The sequence below is a fragment of the Bradyrhizobium sp. HKCCYLS1011 genome (assembly GCF_051167795.1).
In the GTDB taxonomy this organism is placed as follows: domain Bacteria; phylum Pseudomonadota; class Alphaproteobacteria; order Rhizobiales; family Xanthobacteraceae; genus Bradyrhizobium.
The window spans coordinates 33,229-47,839 of the sequence record NZ_JBNPTT010000009.1; the positions used below are offsets into that span (position 1 = coordinate 33,229).

Here is a 14,611-nt window from a genome sequence, read left to right on the forward strand (position 1 = left end):
GAGCGCGGGCCGCGCCGAATCGCGCGCGCCGTCCGTCTCCAGGAAATCCGTAGATCGGTCGTGATGGCCGGCGTGTGACGCCGGCCATAGCATATGGGCTCTAATTAAGCGTCGGCCAGCGACTTCGCCTGGGCGACCCAGGCATCGGCCCGGTTCGGAAGACCGACTTCCTCGGCGACCTGGTGCGCGGTGTCGTGGTTGAGCTCGGCGAGCTGCCAGTAGTGGAATATGCCGAGATCGTTCAGCTTCTTCTCGATCGTGCCGGACACGCCGGTGAGCTTCTTGAGGTCGTCGGCGGTGCCGCGCGGACCAGGCAGGCCCTGGAACGTCGAGGCGGTCGGCGCCGTCGGCAGCTCCTCCTCGATCGGCGTCGCGGAGGCGCCGATGTCGATGCCGAGCTCCCCTTGTGCCCGCGAAATGCCGTCGATCGCAGCACGCGCGATCAGCTCGCAATACAGCGATATGGCGCGGCCGGCGTCGTCATTGCCCGGCACCACATAGGTGATGCCCTTGGGATCGCAATTGGTGTCGACGATCGCGGCGACCGGGATGTTGAGGCGCTGAGCCTCCTGGATCGCGATGTCTTCCTTGTTGGTGTCGATCACGAAGATCATGTCGGGCAGGCCGCCCATGTCCTTGATGCCGCCGAGCGAACGGTCGAGCTTGTCGCGCTCGCGCTGCAGGGTCAGGCGCTCCTTCTTGGTGTAGGAGTTGGCTTCGCCCGAGGACAAAACCTCGTCGAGATGACGCAGCCGCTTGATCGAGGCCGAGATCGTCTTCCAGTTGGTCAGCGTGCCGCCGAGCCAGCGCGAATTGACGAAATACTGCGCGCAACGCTTCGCCGCGTCGGCCACAGTGTCCTGGGCCTGGCGCTTGGTGCCGACGAACAGGATGCGGCCGCCCTTGGCGACGGTGTCGCTGACGGCCTGCAGCGCCGTGTGCAGCAGCGGCACGGTCTGGGCGAGGTCGATGATGTGGATGTTGTTACGGGTCCCGAAAATGAAATCGGCCATTTTCGGATTCCAGCGGTGAGACTGGTGACCAAAGTGCACGCCAGCTTCGAGCAGCTGACGCATAGTGAAATCGGGCAGCGCCATGGATCTATTCTCCGGTTGGTTCCTCCGGAAACGCGTGAGCAAATGCGAGCCTCGCGGCCCGGTTTGCCACCGGACGCCCTCTCAAGAGAGCCAAGTTTCCGTGTGAGATGGCGCGCTATATAGCTGGATTTTCGCGCAACGCAAGGAAATTGGGCCTATTCGGCCTGCAAAAGCTCGGCCAGGGCGGGTCTCGCCTGGGCCTCCTGGAGCGGAACGAAATCGACCGGACCCTTATTGTCGGCTCCCGACGAAGCCGCCGCCATCACGCCCATGCCGACGATGCCCAAGGCCAGTGCGCCACCCAGCATCGCTCTGGACCGCTCGCTCGGCCTGATCGAAAAGAAATAGGTCCGCCCTGGCTCGGTATTGAAATCAAGCACCGAATCGCCAGGAAACAGGGTCTGGGTGGCCACCAGATGGTGCGGCCCGGCTGGTCGGTCGATGTAGACATAGGTGCCTGGCAAGAGCCGGCTCAGCGCCGCCCCGTCGACCTTGGCATCACACGACGTCCGATCCAGCCAAGCGTCTTTCTGGCTCATGATCACGATACGCGACTGCCCGGAGCGTGGCGCGCCGATCTTCTGCGCCATGACAGCATATTCGGTGCCTTCCTTTCCGGTCAGGCACCCAGATACCAGCAACGCCAAGCCCAACCCCGCAACCGCACGCCATTCCATTGCCACCCCCGTAGTTCCCCGGAGTCACGGTATGACGGGAACCAGGACCTTTGCAACCTAAGGCAACACCGACGTCCGGATTTGCGCCGGAAGGTGTGGCTTTGAAGTTCCATCAGCTTTGATGAGCTCAACGATCAGGGCTGGTCTTGCGCACCTCGGCGCGATCAGCGTCCAGCTTGGACTTCAGCTGTTCGATGTCGCCCATGAAGGCCGCCTCGTCCCGCAGCGGGACCAGGCGCAAGGATGGCGGCATGAGGACGTGGGAAATGGTCTGCCGGCCGGAATTGGCAAATGCCTCCGACCGCTGCAGCGTCTGAACGGCGATCGCGGTCACCAGCAGCAGCCCGACCACGACGCCCTTTGCCACCAGATGGGTGCGGCCGACCTCGCGCAGATGCAGGAAACAGATGGCGGCGAGCACCAGCCAGGACGCGATGTATTGGTAGGAGAACACGCCGGGCAAGGTCAGGGCAAACGAGGAGAACTGCGCAAACGCGGTGTAGAGCCAGAACGCCAGCATTCCCGCTTCCGCGATCAGGACGTGATGCAGAAACATGGAGCGGCCGGCGAACAGACGTGACAGCAAGGACCATATGCCGACCCAGGCGGCCGCCGTGCCGACCAAGGTCAGCGAAGGCAGCAGATAGTCCGACAGATGCGCCTCGGAGGTCTGGCCGAACCAGATGAGTAGCGCATCGATGCCAAGCAGGACGAGCCCCAGGCCGACCGCGGCCCAGACCTGCAGGGATCGGCGCTCTGACCCTGCGAGCCGCTCGGGCTCGACCGCATGGCCGCTCTCGCGGATGCGCACCAGGCTCTGCCCAATCCGGATCGGCTGCACCCCGTCTAGCACGACGCGCGCACAACGGCTCCTGCTCTTCTCGAGATAAAGACCGTTCGCGCTGCCGAGATCCTCCGCCACCAGCCGTCCGGCGTCGTCCCTGACGATGCGGACGTGCTGCGCGGCGACATAGGGATCATCGACGATGACGTCGTTGTCGTAGCCGCGGCCGATCGTGATCTCGGTACGATCGACGCGAAAGCGTCCAACGACGTCGCGATGCCGGGAGAGAATCTCGACCCAGATCATCGGACGACCTGCAGCCCTTTGAGGAAACTCCGGCCGAGCCGCATCGCATCGTCATAAGCGATCGCCTGTAGGCTCAAGCGCGAGACCAACGCTTCGTCACCATGGTCCTGCGTCACCGCAACCAGCACCACGTCATACAGGCCCTCGAACTCGCGATAGCCCTGTGCACACCAGATCACGCGCAACGGCAATTGAGCTGATGGGGGCTTTGCGGCGACAAGCATTTTGCCTTCATTCGCGGCGTTCGCCGAACTCCCGTCGTTCGTCGCGGCGCTGGGGGCCAAGCCGACGAAATCCTCCACGCATCGCTGCGGCGTGTACCATTTCCGGAACGAACCACCCGTGGTCAGACGCGGCTGCGCCAGCTGCGTCAGCGCGGTCGCGAACTGGAATTCGTTGAGATCGATCGACTTGGCGTAGGAGTTGCTGATCTGGACCGCGCCAGTGTTCAGATCGGATGCGACGAACACGCTGGCGTCAGCTGTGCAGGTGGTCGAATTGATGCTGGCGCGCGGCTTTGGCGAGGCGCTGGCATTGGTCTGGCTCCAGCACTCGAACCACGATGCACGGGTTTCCGGTGCCTGATAGGTCCCAAGCGAGGCCGCGCGGAATCCCTGCTCGGCGAACGCGTGGTACAGCTCCGCGCGCCATGCCGCCAATTGCGCGGTGACGTCCTTGCGCAGATCGGCAGGCGCCGGATTCCGCGCGCGCGATCGTTCCAGCAAGGCAGCCGCAAACCGTGCCGGCACCAGGAAGCTGATCAGCTGACCGCCGCGGCGGGTGGCCACGTTGACGCCGACCACCTGCCCCTGCGCGTTGACCGCGGGGCCGCCGCTCATGCCGGGATTGAGCGCGCCGGTGAAATGGATGTGCTCGTTATAGCTGTGCTCGACCAGGCCGTTATAGGTGCCCTCGATGATCGTAAAACCGAGGTCGAGCGGATTGCCGAGCGAATAGAGCCGCTCGCCCTTCTGCAGGGTGCCGTCGAGCGCCGCCTTGTCGAAGCTGAAATATGGCGCGTCATGCTTGTCGACGCGAATGAGCGCGAGGTCGTTCGGCAGATCGACGGCGAGCAGGCTGACGTCGCCATGAGTTCCGTCGGCCGCGGTGTATTCGAGCCGGTAGGTCTTCGGCTCGAGCGCCACGTCGGAGACGACGTGATAATTGGTGATCGCAAGCCCGTCCGGTGAGACCAGAAATCCGGAGCCCGTCGAGGTCTGCCGCCCGGCGTCTGCGACCAGCGTGCGGATCTGCAGCAGGCGCGGCGGCGCCGACGCATAGACGCCCTCAGCGCCGGACGGAGCCTCGGCTGCAGCCTGGGTGATGCTGCAGAGGACGGCTGCGACGGCGGCCCAGCCGCGAAGCGCGCGCAAAACGCTAGCAATCGACAGTTCCAAACAAGCCCCCGCAAGACGCCGTCGCCCCGGGCGTTTCACACCAGAGACCGACGGCGTATGACCCGGCGGCCCGGCATTAACGAAAACACCGCGCGGTTGCAACCGCGGCTGAATCATCGCGGGGCGTACGGGCCATCGCGTTCCGCCGCCGGGCTCACGATCCCCGCGGGATCAGCAATGCGGCACGTTCGGCGGACATTTCTTCGGTTGCGCAGCCGGCGCAGGCCTGGGCGGCGGCGCAGGCCGGGCCATCTGCGGCGGCGGAGCGGGTCGCGCCATCTGTGGCGGGGGTGCAGGGCGCGGCGGCGGTGGCGGCGCTGATGGCCGCACCATCGCGGTCGCCGGCGGATTGGGACGCGCCATCGGTGGCGGCGCCGGCGGCCGCGGCGCTTGCGGCGGCGGAGCCGCACGGACCATCGGTGCGGCCGGCCGGCTCGCCGCTGGCGGCGCGCCGACATGCGCTGCAGGCGGCAACGGACGTGCGTTTGGAGGCGCGGCGTGTTCGATCCGGGGATGCGCCTCCGGCCGCGGCGGTGGCGCGGTCGCGGGCATGACCGGGCGTTGGCCCGCGGCCGGTGACGGCCGGGTCGGCGGCGCGGCCGGCGCACCGGGCGGCGTGCGGTTGGCCTGCACATTCACGGGCGGCGACGGTTGTCCTTGCGGTGAACCCGGATGCGCGCCCGGTGTTGCCGGACCGGTCGCGGCGGTCGGCGCCGGCGGCGTGCCACGGCTGCCAGGCACCGGCAGCGCGTTGTTGTGCGGCAGGTTTCCCGCCGGTCCTGCCGACGGCGGTGTCGGCGCGCCGTTGGGCGACACGTTGGCGGGCACGGGCTGCGGCGGCGTGCCGGGCCGCATCACCGGGCTGATGGCGGCGCTCGGCGGCACGGGTGCCTTGCCCTGCTGGATCAGCGTGGCGCGCTGCACCACGGCCGGCGGTAACGCCGCCGCGGCCACCGGACGCGGTCCGGCTGGTACGGGAGCGCCAGGCGTGGGCGCCGCTGCCGGGGGCTGGTTGATCACGGTGTTGATGACCGTGGTGTTGTGGATGTTGTTGAAGATGATGTTGTTCGGCGGCGGCTCCACGAAACGCGGCGGCCGCACATAGACCGGGATCGGCACGAACACCGGCTGCGGCAGCACGAACAGGGCGACCGGCGCGATCGGGGGCGACAGCACGACGAAATCCGGCGGCGGTGGCGGCAGCAGGAAGATCGGCGGTGGTGGCGGCGGCGCGAAGGCGAATTCGGGATCGGAGAACACCAGCACCGGCCGATCGACATAGACGATCTCGTCCGGAGGCGGAGGCGGCACGTCATAGTCCATCATCGCAAACGAGGGCGGCGGCTCCAGCGGCGCGGTCAGGATGGCGAGCCGTCGCCGCGCATCTTCCGCATGCGGCCCCCGCGGGTAACGCCTCAGATAAGACCAATAGGCATCGGGCGTGTCGGCGCGATAGGTGCGACGCCAGGTGATCGCCTCGCGACGTGCAGCGACCAGCGCCCTCACCCGTTTCGCCAGCGGATCGTCCGGAAAAGCGGCCAGGAATTCCTCATAGGCCTGCAGCGAATCGCGCTCGAGCGCGGCCGTATAGGCCTCCTGCACGGAGAATTCGCGCAGCGGCCGATCGCGTATGGCGGCAACCTGTGCCGGCTGCGCCTGCTCTGCCGGCGCGTCCGGCGCGCGCTCGAAGAAGCTGAAGGCGGTCTGGATCTTCTGCGCATCCCACGGCACCTGGGCGCCTTTGGTCGCCTCGTCGACCCGCAGCCGCACCCGATCGAACACCTCCGGCAGCGCCAGGCCGCCGCTGCGGATCATCTCCGCCAGCGATTGCGCGTAAATGCCGTAGGTGCCGCTCTCGTTCGGCGCCACCGTGCCGGGCGCTGCGTTGAAGGCGACCAGCATGTTGTTGTCGGGCTCGACCAGAGCGAGCCCGCCGGCGAGCGGCCGCCCGCCTTCGATGAAGGGCTGCTGGCGTGCGGCGTCGAGCACGACGATGCTCGCCTTCAGCGGGATCGCCGCGAGCTGCCGCAGATAGTCGCTGATCCGCAAGCCCTCGATCGGGATGTCGGTGTCATGCGCGATCGTCGAGTCGACAGGGATGAAATAGTTTTCCCCCGCCAGCTGCACGCCGTAACCGGCGAGATAGATCATCGCGACCGTGTTGTTGTCCGAAGACTGCGCCTTCTGCATGAAGTCGCGAAAGCTCTTGCGCAAGGTGTCGCCGTCGAGATCGCGGGCGCCGATCACGTCGAAGCCTGCCGCCTGCAGGGTCTGTGCGATCAGCCCGGCATCGTTGGCGGCGGTGGCGAGCGGTCCCTTGGCATAGGATCCATTGCCGATCACGAGCGCAATGCGCTTTTCCTGGGCGGATTGCTGCGCGGCTGCCGGCACGAGCTGCATGGCCATGCCCAACAACAGGCAGATGGCGGCGAATGACAACGTCCTGAATGACAAGGTCCTGGCCAATCGCATGGGGCCCTCCAACTCTTTAACAAACATACGCGCGCGATTCAGCGATCTGTCAGCTGAACCGCAGTTGAACAGAGAGGTTCCCCGCGACCTTTCGGGTGCACCGCAACGGTCTCAGTGACAGGCCTGAGCCGCCCGAAGCGATGTCCGTCCTCTTTTGGCGGCGCCGAGCGGGGAGCACCGGCCGAGAGCGCCGCCATGGAGACATTATAGCGTCTGCACGTCGACCACGCCGGTGACTGCTTTGATCGCGCCAGCAATTTGTGGCGAAACCTTGAAGCGTCCGGGCAGCTTCATCTCCACCTCTGTCTCGATGTCGAGCATCATCACCAGCGAGACCTCCCCCTCCCCGGCCGCCGTACGCGGCGCCAGCGGCGGTGCGGCGCCTTTCGCGTTCGCGCCGTTGCCATTGCTGGTCGGGGCCTCCGGCCCCTGCAGCCGCCGCACGATGGACTCCAGTGGCTTGGTATCGCGCAGGAAGATGCGCAAGCCGCGCTGGGTCTTGGCCGCGGCGTCATCGAGCGGCTCGGCATGCAGCACACGGGCGCGAACATCTTCGCCCTGCAGTTCGGCGCCGAGTTGCAGCAGTACCGCCGCGCCGGGCTCCAGCACGTCGCGATATTGCGCGAGCCCTTCCGAGAACAGCACCGCCTCGAAATGGCCGGTCGGGTCGGACAGGCCCATGATGCCCATCTTGTTGCCGGTCTTGGTGCGCCGCTCCATCCGCGAGACCACCGTGGCGGCCACCTTGCCGGCCGTGGCACCGGTCTTTACGGCGCGCGAGAACTCCGCCCAGCTCTGCACCCGCAGCCGCTTCAGCGCGGTCGCGTAGTCATCGAGCGGATGGCCCGACAGGAAGAAGCCGATCGCGTCATATTCGCGGCGCAGGCGTTCGGCCGGCAGCCAGTTCTCGACATTCGGCAACACGATGGTCGGCGCATCGGCGGCATTGCCGAACATGTCGTTCTGGCCCGAGGTCTCCGCTTCATGGGCCCGCTGGCAGGCGGCAACGATCGCATCAGCACCGGCAAACACCCGCGCGCGGTTCTTGTCGAGCACGTCGAACGCGCCCGCGGCCGCGAGACTCTCGATGATGCGCTTGTTGATGGCACGCGGATTGACCCGCGCCGCAAAGTCCGCAAGCGAGGTGAACGGGCCGCCCTTGTTGCGGGCCTCGACGATCAGCTCGATCGCCTGAGGCCCGACTCCCTTAAGCGCGGCGAGCGCATAATAGATCGTGTTGGGGCTGACCTCGAAGGTCGGGCCCGACCGGTTGATCGAGGGCGGCTCGACCTTGATACCGAGGCGCTGCGCCTCTGCGCGAAACTCGGACAGCTTGTCGGTGTTGTTGAGATCGAGCGTCATCGACGCCGCGATGAACTCGACCGGATAATGCGCCTTCATATAGGCGGTGTGATAGGACACTAGCGCATACGCCGCGGCGTGCGACTTGTTGAAGCCGTAGTCGGCGAACTTGGCCAGCAGGTCGAAGATCGTGTCGGCCTGGTTCTTCGGCACGCCGTTCTTGGTCGCGCCCTCGACGAAGCGGACGCGCTGCTTGTCCATCTCGGCGCGGATCTTCTTGCCCATGGCGCGGCGCAACAGGTCGGCTTCGCCGAGCGAATAGCCGCTCATCTGCTGCGCGATCTGCATCACCTGCTCCTGGTAGATGATGACGCCGAACGTCTCTTTCAGCATCGGCTCCAGCAGCGGATGCAGATATTCCGGCTCCTCCTCGCCATGCTTGCGCGCGCAATAGGTCGGGATGTTCGCCATCGGGCCCGGCCGGTACAGCGCGACCAGCGCGATGATGTCCTCGAATCGGTCGGGCCGCATGTCGATCAGCGCCCGCCGCATGCCCTGACTTTCAACCTGGAACACGCCAACCACGTCGCCGCGGGCCAGCATCTGATAGCTTTCCGCGTCGTCGATCGGCAATGTCGCGAGATCGACGTGGATGTCGCGCTGCTTCAACAGCTTCACCGCGACATCGAGCACGGTCAGCGTCTTGAGGCCGAGAAAGTCGAACTTCACGAGCCCAGCCGGCTCGACCCATTTCATGTTGAACTGGGTCACCGGCATGTCGGACTTCGGATCGCGATAGAGCGGCACCAGCTCGCTCAACGGGCGATCGCCGATCACGATGCCCGCCGCGTGGGTCGAGGCATGGCGCGTCAGGCCTTCGAGGCGCATCGCGATGTCGAAGGCGCGCGCCACCACCGGGTCCTCGTCGCGGAAGGCCTGCAGCTTCGGCTCGCCTTCGATGGCCGCCGCCAAAGTGATGGGCGCCGCCGGATTCTGCGGCACCAGCTTGGTCAGCTTGTCGACCTGGCCATACGGCATCTGCAGCACGCGGCCGACGTCGCGCAGCACGCCGCGCGCCTGCAGCGTACCGAAGGTGATGATCTGCGCCACCTGGTCGCGGCCGTAGCGCTGCTGCACATAGGAGATCACCTCGCCGCGGCGGTCCTGGCAGAAGTCGATGTCGAAGTCCGGCATCGAGACGCGCTCGGGATTGAGGAAGCGCTCGAACAGCAGCGCGAATCGCATCGGATCGAGATCGGTGATGGTCAGCACCCAGGCGACCAGCGAGCCTGCGCCGGAGCCGCGGCCCGGCCCCACCGGAATGCCGTGCGCCTTGGCCCATTTGATGAAGTCGGACACGATCAGGAAGTAGCCCGCATATTTCATGCGGGTGATGACGTCGAGCTCGAAGGCGAGTCGCTTCTGATAGTCCTCCTCCGTCATGCCCGGTGCGAGGCCGTGAACCTTCAGACGGCGTTCCAGCCCCTCTTCCGCCTGCCGCTTCAGTTCGGCCGCCTCCGCGCTGGCGGCATCCGCCGCGTCGGTCCCGGCGCCGACGGTGAACAGCGGCAGGATAGGCTTTCGCGTCCGCGGCCGGAACGAGCAGCGCTCGGCGATCTCGACCGTGGACGCCAGGGCTTCCGGAATGTCGGCGAACAGCACCGCCATTTCCGCACGGGTCTTGAAGCGGTGGTCGGAGGTGAGCTGCTCGCGCTCGGTGTCGGCAATCAAGTGCCCGCCGGCGATGCACAGCAGCGCATCGTGGGCCTCGTAATCCTCAGCCGCTGCGAAATAAGGCTCGTTGGTCGCGACCAGCGGCAGGCCCTTGGCATAGGCGATATCGATCAGCCCGCTCTCGACACGGCGCTCCTTTTCCATGCCGTGGCGCTGCAATTCGATGTAGAGCCGATCGCCGAACAGACTCGCCAGCCGCTCGCAGCGTTGTGCGGCCAGCGCAGCATGGTCATGTTGAAGCGCGAGCGAGATCGGCCCGTCAGGTCCGCCGGTGAGCGCGATCAGGCCTTCGTGATTGTCTTGCAGCCAGTCGAACTTGATATGCGGCGCCTGGTGCGTCGGCGTCTCCAGGAACGCGCGCGAATTCAGCCGCATCAGGTGGCGATAGCCCTCCTCGCGGGCCGCGAGCAGAACGATTCGCGCCGGCGTGACGATCGCGGCCGCACTGCGCGCATTCGGGTCGACATCGCCGAAATCGATCGCAAGCTCGCAGCCGATGATCGGCTGGATGCCATAGCCCGCCAGCTTTTCGGAGAATTCCAGCGCACCGAACATGTTGTCGGTGTCGGTCAAGGCCAGCGCCGGCTGGCGGTCGGCCTTGGCGAGTTCGCTGAGCTTGGCGATCTTGATCGAGCCCTTCAGCAGCGAATAGGCGGAATGGACGTGGAGATGGACGAATCCAGCGCTGGACATGCTCGCCTTGCGGTTTGCGGGATCATGCGGTGAAGGGGCGAGCCCGCCGTCGACATCCATGCGCCAACCAGCCGACTCGCTCCTCTATGATATCGGAGACTCGCTCCGAGAGTCCGACTCCCGTCCGCGACCGATCCCCATTGTCCCCAGCAGCGAATCGCTCGCCCGGTCCCGCGACGAAAATCAAAGCTGCGGAATGATTTGCGCCCACAGCGCGATCATCCCGACGAACAGTGCAATCGACGCCAATGCGGCGGCTTCTTCGACGAAAACCTTCAGCATGAGAGCCTCCTTGACCTAGAACATAGGAAGAACATTGTTCCTTTTTTGTTCTTTGGTCAAGCCAGCGTGGTCGTGCCGCTGCCACGCTCCTGCAGGCGTGGTTAATGTCTCAGGTCGCAGCAAAGAAAAACCCCGGCGCTTGCGCGTCGGGGTTCTTTTGATCCGCCGTTTGATATCGGGAGAATCAGTACTTGGCGATGATCGGACCGCCGAACCTGTAGTTCAGGCGGGCGGTGAAGAGGTCGGCGTCCTGCTTGATGCTGTCGGAACCGAACGCACCGAAGCTGACTGTCTGCCGATCCAGGAAGATGTGATCGTATTCGGCGCCAACCGACCAGTTCGGCGCGAAGCCGTACTCGAAGCCGGCCCCGACGGTGCCGCCCCAGCGCGTGTTGCTGGTGGACGCGAGGTTCGCACCGGTCACGCTGGAGAAGATATCGTACTTGTTGTCGACAACCGCCGCACCGCCCTTGGCGTAGAGCAGCACGTTGTTCCAGGCATAACCGATCTGACCGGTGAACAGGCCGAACGCGTCGGTTTTGGTGCGATTCCGAGTCGCGAACAGTGCGCTCAGATGATCGCCCGAGAAATCAGCCCAGTTGCCCTGCGCCTCGACGCCGAACACGATCGGACCGGTCTGCCAGCGATAGCCGATCTGGCCACCGACAGTGCCGCCCGACGCGTCGTTCGAGCCCTCACGGCCGCCCCCGACCAGATCCCAGGTGTTGTGGGTCCAGCCGCCACCGCCGTTGAGACCGATGTAGAAGCCGCTCCAATCGTAGATCGCAGCAGCCACCATCGGCGGCGCCTTGGTGTACGGACGCGCGGCGAGATCGGCGGCCATGGCCGGCGAACCGAGCGCCACAAGCGCGGTCGTAATCAAAAGAAGTTTCTTCATCTCTCAGTCCAGTTTTGGTCTCAAGGCCCCCAGGCCTTCGCCTCGTCTTAGCAAGCTCGGCCACAATTGCTGTAGCGCGCGGGACACAGGTCGGACTGAAAGGCTGACGAAATTACACCGAATTCACGTGATCTCACAATGAGTTGATGGAACCCGCGTGACATGAAAGATACGTCGCCCGCGATCCCGCCGGGACATTCGTTTTGACCTTGCATGTTCCGCGAACATCCGGTTCCAAGTGGCGCGACGCGTGGTCCATGGAGAATCTCCCCAGATGCGTAATGCACTCTTCGCAGCCCTTGCTGCCGGCGGTTTGCTGGCGGTCGCCAACGCGCCGGCCCATGCGGTCGGTATCCGGCACCCGTTCTGCATCCAGGGCGACGAATATCCGGGCTTGAGCAATTGCAGCTTCGATACCTACGACCAATGCTTGGCCACCGCGTCCGGTCGCCGACTCTACTGCATCGCTAATCCTTATTTCGCGGGTGTCAGTGACGACCCGCGGGCGACGCCTTACCCGTATCCGCAGAGGCAGCGGATTCGGCAGCGTCCGCCCCGCCCGAATCCATTCGCGCCGCTTCCGAACCCCTTCGTGTTCGAGGAGGACTGAGCGATTCGCAGCCCAGGCAGCGGCGCGACCACGCCTGTCGGAGTCGGCAGTCGAACGATGCGTAAGCTTGCGCTGAAACTGCTGGCGTCAGCCGCGCTGCTCACGGGCGGCGCAGGATATGCGCAGACCTATGATCCGAACTTTCCGGTCTGCCTGCACACGTATGGCCCGAACGGCTATATCGACTGCCGTTTTCGATCACTCGAGCAGTGCAAGTTCAATGCGGTCGGCCGCCCAGCCGACTGCGAACTCAATCCCTATTTCACGACGACGGCGCCCGCTCGGCGCCGCCATGATCGGCGATAACATTGAGGTGGCTCGCCCCGGCACTTGCAGCCGGGGGTGGCCAGCCTATCGGGGTGGCTAACGGAACATGCCCATTCCGAAGCCGGGGCCAAACTTGTAGTTCACTCGCACCAGCCCGATGTCGACATCCCCGTTGATGTTACGCTGCATTTGCACTGCGCCGGCCGCGTTGGTGAAGTTCAAGGTCTTGTTGCCGAGGAAGATATGGTCGTATTCGACGCCGACCGTCCAGTTCGGCGCAAAGCCGTATTCGAGGCCAGCACCGACCGTTCCGCCCCAGCGCGTTGTATTGGCCTTGTCCAGCATCGCGCCGGTGGCCGTGTTGAACGTGTCGTATTTGTCGCCGACAACCGCCGCACCACCCTTCACATAACCGAGCACGTTGTTGAAGGCGTAACCGACCTGGCCCGTGAACAGGCCAAAGGCGTTGGTGCGTGAGCGGTCGCTGACGTTCGGAAGTATCAGGTTGCGATTGGTGCCTTTGAAGTCCGCCCAGTCCCCCTGAGCCTCGAGGCCGAACACCCAGTTCGTCAACTGATAGCGATAGCCGATCTGGCCGCCAACCGCCGCCCCGCCGCCACCGCTGCAGCCCTCGCGATTCATCGCCGGATTGACGGCGACGCCGGCATTCTGCAGGAGATTCCAGCAATTGCGGCTGGAGCCGCCACCGGCGTTGATACCGCCGTAGAAGCCGCTCCAATCATACACCGCCTCCACGACGGCCGGGGGAGCCTTGGTGTAGGCGCGCCCCTTGACTGGAAGGTCGGCAGCGACCGCGGACGCCGACGCCACAGCGCCAAGCGACACGGTTGCAAGAAAGAGCTTCTTCATTGTCGAACTCCGTACATTCGATCCAAAGTCCCCAAACCCTGGTCTCTCAACTATCAGCGCGCCCGTAACGCCGGCAGAACCAAGCTCACGCGATCAGCACTCCGCGGAAGAATTGATCTGCGTTTCCGGCTTTTCTGGGATTCGCAGAATCCCTCTAAATTGCGGGGGTTGCATGCGCTGTGATGCAAAAGCCGCACTCATGTGTGAAGGACTCGTGGCGCACGCCTTTCGTCGGTCACATTGCATGGCCGCGATCAAACATATTGCACCACGATGTCGGCACGATCGCGTCTCAATCATGGACGCGCTTGACGTCGATACGGCTTGCTTGTGAGGCAACTACATCTGCGTATCGTAGATGGTGAGCTTGAGTGCGGGATCATCATTGGCTTGGAAGCTTGCATATTGCAGCCGCAAGCGTCCCTTCTTTGGATGCTCGAGTAATTTCTGTCCCGCGGCAGGCCCGCGAACATCATGGGCGGCCCAAAAGCTCTGGAATTCGCGGCTGCCGCGATTGAGCCGATCGATGAGATCGACGAAAGCGGGATCGCCGGCCCACAAATCATGCGTGGCGCGGAATTGCGCGACCATGCGCCTCGCCTGCTCCTTCCAGCCCGCGCCAAACAGTTTTCGCGCATGTGGGGTGCAGAGCACCAGGAGCAACGTGTTGCGCTCCGGCTCGGCAAGCCCTGAGAAACCGAAGATCTCGTCGGCTGCCGCATTCCATGCCAGCACGTCCCAGCGCCGCCCGGTGATGTAGGCCGGCTGATTGAGGCCCTCCACCAGCTTGCGCAAATGCACAGGCACGTCTTCGCGCACGAACGGCTTGCGGTCGGCGTCGCGCACCAGCGCCTTGAGATGCGCATGCTCGGCCTTGGATAGCCGCAATGCGCGCGCCAGCGCTTCGATAGTCGATGCCGACGGGTTCACGCTGCGGCCCTGCTCCAGCCGGATGTACCAGTCGACGCCGATCCCGGCGAGCTCAGCCACTTCCTCGCGCCGCAGGCCCGCGGTGCGGCGCCGCCGTCCGGCCGCGAGCCCGACCGCCTTCGGCGTCAGCTTTTCACGCCGTGAGCGCAGGAAATTGCCGAATTCGGCCCGACGCGGATCATTCATCTCTTTGCTCCCGATGACCCATGGTCGAACCAAGCCCGCAAGGCTGGGTCCATATAGTCCTAGGATAATACCAGGCCTTCTTGGCTGCAGCATATCCCGGCATGGT

11 protein-coding genes are annotated in these 14,611 nt (G+C 64.9%); 2 read left to right on the top strand and 9 right to left on the bottom strand.

Annotated elements, in window-relative coordinates; genetic code table 11:
- Positions 1–104: 104 nt before the first annotated feature.
- The 7 genes from ACQR1W_RS27655 to ACQR1W_RS27685 form a co-directional block, all read right to left on the bottom strand.
- Positions 105–1,097: a 30S ribosomal protein S2 gene (locus ACQR1W_RS27655; protein ID WP_008967855.1), complete on the bottom strand. Its 993-nt coding sequence runs from the start codon at positions 1,095–1,097 to the stop codon at positions 105–107.
- Between the two features lie 155 nt (positions 1,098–1,252).
- Positions 1,253–1,687: a DUF2846 domain-containing protein gene (locus tag ACQR1W_RS27660; protein WP_434853772.1), complete on the bottom strand. Its 435-nt coding sequence runs from the start codon at positions 1,685–1,687 to the stop codon at positions 1,253–1,255.
- Between the two features lie 214 nt (positions 1,688–1,901).
- A complete protein-coding gene (locus ACQR1W_RS27665) occupies positions 1,902–2,864 on the bottom strand; it encodes an FHA domain-containing protein (protein WP_434853773.1) in 963 nt (320 codons plus the stop codon).
- Positions 2,861–4,261 carry a S1C family serine protease gene (locus ACQR1W_RS27670; RefSeq protein ID WP_434853774.1) on the bottom strand — a complete coding sequence of 467 codons (1,401 nt, stop codon included), beginning with the start codon at positions 4,259–4,261 and terminating at the stop codon, positions 2,861–2,863. The genes ACQR1W_RS27665 and ACQR1W_RS27670 overlap by 4 nt, the downstream gene beginning before the upstream one ends.
- A gap of 171 nt (positions 4,262–4,432) precedes the next feature.
- Entirely contained in the window at positions 4,433–6,733 is a 2,301-nt protein-coding gene (locus ACQR1W_RS27675; RefSeq protein WP_434853775.1) for a caspase family protein, read from the bottom strand.
- Between the two features lie 204 nt (positions 6,734–6,937).
- A complete protein-coding gene (gene dnaE, locus ACQR1W_RS27680; protein WP_434853776.1) occupies positions 6,938–10,462 on the bottom strand; it encodes a DNA polymerase III subunit alpha in 3,525 nt (1,174 codons plus the stop codon).
- Between the two features lie 466 nt (positions 10,463–10,928).
- The gene (locus ACQR1W_RS27685; RefSeq protein ID WP_434853777.1) at positions 10,929–11,642 is read right to left on the bottom strand and encodes an outer membrane protein; all 714 of its coding nucleotides are present in this window, start codon (positions 11,640–11,642) and stop codon (positions 10,929–10,931) included.
- 274 nt (positions 11,643–11,916) lie between these two features.
- Here ACQR1W_RS27685 and ACQR1W_RS27690 point away from each other — a divergent pair, with 274 nt between their 5' ends.
- Positions 11,917–12,252 (top strand): DUF3551 domain-containing protein, encoded by a 336-nt coding sequence (locus ACQR1W_RS27690; protein WP_008968422.1) that lies wholly within the window; start codon positions 11,917–11,919, stop codon positions 12,250–12,252.
- A gap of 57 nt (positions 12,253–12,309) precedes the next feature.
- On the top strand, positions 12,310–12,558 hold the full coding sequence (locus ACQR1W_RS27695) for a DUF3551 domain-containing protein (protein WP_434853778.1): 249 nt from the start codon (positions 12,310–12,312) through the stop codon (positions 12,556–12,558).
- 57 nt (positions 12,559–12,615) lie between these two features.
- Here the strand turns inward: ACQR1W_RS27695 and ACQR1W_RS27700 are convergent, their stop codons facing one another.
- The gene (locus ACQR1W_RS27700; RefSeq protein WP_008968424.1) at positions 12,616–13,389 is read right to left on the bottom strand and encodes an outer membrane protein; all 774 of its coding nucleotides are present in this window, start codon (positions 13,387–13,389) and stop codon (positions 12,616–12,618) included.
- A gap of 339 nt (positions 13,390–13,728) precedes the next feature.
- Positions 13,729–14,505: a helix-turn-helix transcriptional regulator gene (locus ACQR1W_RS27705; RefSeq protein ID WP_434853779.1), complete on the bottom strand. Its 777-nt coding sequence runs from the start codon at positions 14,503–14,505 to the stop codon at positions 13,729–13,731.
- Positions 14,506–14,611: the final 106 nt, after the last annotated feature.

Bases quoted from the DNA above. Each gene is read 5' to 3' on its own strand.
- ACQR1W_RS27655 (WP_008967855.1), bottom strand. From the start codon at position 1,097: ATGGCGCTGCCCGATTTCACTATGCGTCAGCTGCTCGAAGCTGGCGTG.
- ACQR1W_RS27660 (WP_434853772.1), bottom strand. From the start codon at position 1,687: ATGGCGCAGAAGATCGGCGCGCCACGCTCCGGGCAGTCGCGTATCGTG.
- ACQR1W_RS27665 (WP_434853773.1), bottom strand. From the start codon at position 2,864: ATGATCTGGGTCGAGATTCTCTCCCGGCATCGCGACGTCGTTGGACGC.
- ACQR1W_RS27675 (WP_434853775.1), bottom strand. From the start codon at position 6,733: ATGCGATTGGCCAGGACCTTGTCATTCAGGACGTTGTCATTCGCCGCC.
- dnaE (WP_434853776.1), bottom strand. From the start codon at position 10,462: ATGTCCAGCGCTGGATTCGTCCATCTCCACGTCCATTCCGCCTATTCG.
- ACQR1W_RS27685 (WP_434853777.1), bottom strand. From the start codon at position 11,642: ATGAAGAAACTTCTTTTGATTACGACCGCGCTTGTGGCGCTCGGTTCG.
- ACQR1W_RS27690 (WP_008968422.1), top strand. From the start codon at position 11,917: ATGCGTAATGCACTCTTCGCAGCCCTTGCTGCCGGCGGTTTGCTGGCG.
- ACQR1W_RS27695 (WP_434853778.1), top strand. From the start codon at position 12,310: ATGCGTAAGCTTGCGCTGAAACTGCTGGCGTCAGCCGCGCTGCTCACG.
- ACQR1W_RS27700 (WP_008968424.1), bottom strand. From the start codon at position 13,389: ATGAAGAAGCTCTTTCTTGCAACCGTGTCGCTTGGCGCTGTGGCGTCG.
- ACQR1W_RS27705 (WP_434853779.1), bottom strand. From the start codon at position 14,505: ATGAATGATCCGCGTCGGGCCGAATTCGGCAATTTCCTGCGCTCACGG.